We start from the raw sequence: 1,759 nt of genomic DNA on the forward strand, positions 1-1,759 counted from the left end.
TCAAGAAGAAGGAGGAGGACACCGACAAGGACGTCGACAAGCGGACCGAGGACGACAACAAGCAGATCGACGACGAGCAGACCAACGCCGAGAAGGAGGCGGAGAAAAAGCAGGATGACGGCAAGGACGACGCCGACAACTGGCTAGAAGAGGCCATCGAGAAGCTCAAGGAGTTCTTCGAGAAGCTCAAGAACGCCATCAAGAGCGTCTTCGAGAAGGCCCGTCAGGTCGTCACCGACCTCATCGACAAGTTCAAGCAGCAGGTCTTCAAGCTCATCGACGACGCCCGCAACTGGGTCATCGACCAGATCAACACCTTCGCCGACGCGCTGATCGCCCTCGGCGACGAGCTCCTCGCCGACTACCCGGCGATGCGCGACAAGTGGCGCAACACCATCGACGGCGCGCGCGACTGGGCGGTACAGAAGGTCAACGAGTTCGCCGACGCGCTCAAGGAGGTCGCCGGCAAGCTCCTCGACGGCCTGTGCGGCGCACTCCTGGCCGGTCTCGACGCGCTGGAAGGCGGCCTGCTGGCGGCGGTCGACATCGCGGAGACGGTCACCGTCGGCGCGCTGGAGTTCGGTGCCGCCGCGGTCGCCGCGCTCGGTGAGTGGGCGGCCATCTTCAACGACATCGTCTCCGACCCGGGCGACTGGATCAGCAAGGCCGGTGCCGCCGCGGAGACGGGCGCCAAGGATCATCTCTTCGAGGAGATCAAGACCGCGGTCAGGGCCTGGTTCAACCAGAAGGTCCAGGAGATCATCGGCGTCCCGATGGAGGACTTCCAGGAGCTGATCTCCGGCGGGGTCACCGTCGAGCAGATGGCGCAGATGGCCTGGGACGAGGCCCTTCCCCAACTCCCCGTCATCATCGGCGTCATGGTCGTCGAGAAGGTCGTCGCCAAGCTCATCCCCGGCGCCGGCTGGGTCATGGCGATCATCGACGCCCTGCAGACCGCGTGGGGCGCCCTCAGCGAGATCCTCGCCGCCTTCGGCCTGTTCATGGACTTCCTCAAGTCCGTCAAGAGCGGCAACGGCGCGCTGCCGTTCGCGAAGGCGGTCGCGGCGGGAGTCGTGGCGCTGCTGGAGCTGGTCTACGAGTTCCTCATCGAGGGCGTCGGGCGCTTCATGGGCAAGGTGGCCGAACGGCTCGGTGACATGCTCAAGAACCTCCGCACGAAGAAGAACAAGCCGGGCCCCGCCGACGACAAGCCGGATGCCCCCACCAAGCCCAAGGACGAACACCCGGCCCCGACCGACGACCGCACCCCGGCCCCGGACCGCCCCGCCGACCGCACGGACGACAGGCCCACCGACCGCCCGGCGGCGCCCCGCAAGCCGTCCCCGGACAAGACCTCCCGCCCCCCGTCGAAGCCCCGCCCCGGCAAGCGCTCCACCCCGGAGAAGAAGCGCCGCCCCGCACACACCACCCGCCCGAAGAAGCGCCGCGACGACGAACGCCGCGACGAGGGCCGCGAGGTGAACGCCGCCCGCAAGCGCATGCGGGACGCGGACCGCCGCCTGAAGGACGACGACAGGGACGCCCGCCGCGACACCCCGACCCGCCGCGGCCCGGCCCGCGACACGGTCCGCCCGGACCGCCGCCGCGACCGGAACGACAGCGACCGCGACCGCGACCCGAAGGACACGCGTCCGGGCGGCCGTCGCACGGACGACCGCCGGCGTGACGACGACCGCAGGAACGACCGCCGACGGGACGACGACCGCCGTCGCGACGAAGACCGCCCCAACGACCGCCG

The 1,759-nt window shown here is 69.3% G+C and carries 1 pseudogene; it reads left to right on the forward strand.

Annotation, left to right across the window (positions count from 1 at the left end):
• Positions 1-1,759: pseudogene (locus ACFTZL_RS44640) on the forward strand (hypothetical protein); the annotation flags it as partial.

This window comes from Streptomyces sp. NPDC056948 (genome assembly GCF_042674225.1).
In the GTDB taxonomy this organism is placed as follows: Bacteria; Actinomycetota; Actinomycetes; order Streptomycetales; family Streptomycetaceae; genus Streptomyces; species Streptomyces purpurascens.